The sequence below is a fragment of the Vibrio sp. 1562 genome (assembly GCF_033340155.1).
GTDB lineage: Bacteria > Pseudomonadota > Gammaproteobacteria > Enterobacterales > Vibrionaceae > Vibrio > Vibrio alginolyticus.
On the sequence record NZ_JAWOVY010000252.1, the window covers coordinates 1 to 774 of the forward strand.

The window sequence follows — 774 nt, forward strand, 5'->3', positions numbered from 1 at the left end:
CAGGGCTAACCAAGTGAGTGCGACCATCACGGCCCTGACGGCCTTCAAAGTTACGGTTGGATGTGGATGCACAACGCTCGTGAGGACCTAAGCGGTCGTTGTTCATTGCTAAACACATTGAACAACCTGGTAGACGCCATTCAAAGCCCGCTTCTTTAAAGATGACATCCAAGCCTTCGGCTTCTGCTTGTGCTTTCACCTGTTCTGAGCCCGGGACAATCAATGCTTGAACGTGCGATGCGACCTTACGGCCTTTCGCCACGACGGCGGCAGCGCGCATGTCTTCGATGCGAGAGTTCGTACAAGAGCCAACAAACACTTTATCTACTTGGTAGTCAGACAATGATTTACCTGCTTCTAGGCCCATGTAAGCCAATGCTTTTTCAGCAGACGCTTTTTCGATTGGATCAGTGAAGCTTTCTGGTGCTGGAATCGGTTGGTCAACGGCAATGACCTGACCTGGGTTTGTGCCCCAAGTTACTTGTGGTTTGATGTCAGCAGCATTTAGCGTTACTACGGCATCAAATTCGGCATCTGCGTCAGTTTTTAACGTCTTCCAGTACTCTACTGCAGCATCAAAATCTGTGCCTTGCGGTGAGAACTTACGACCTTTGATATATTCAAACGTGGTTTCATCTGGTGCAATTAGGCCTGCTTTTGCGCCCAATTCAATGGCCATGTTACATACCGTCATGCGGCCTTCCATAGAAAGGTCAGTAATCGCTTCACCGCAGAATTCAACCACATAACCAGTACCGCCTGCTGCCGTTGTTT

1 protein-coding gene is annotated in these 774 nt (G+C 49.2%); it reads right to left on the reverse strand.

The features are described from left to right. Positions 1-774, reverse strand: a 774-nt coding sequence (locus R7Z49_RS24475) for an aconitase family protein (RefSeq protein ID WP_318112292.1), incomplete at both ends; no start/stop codon positions are given.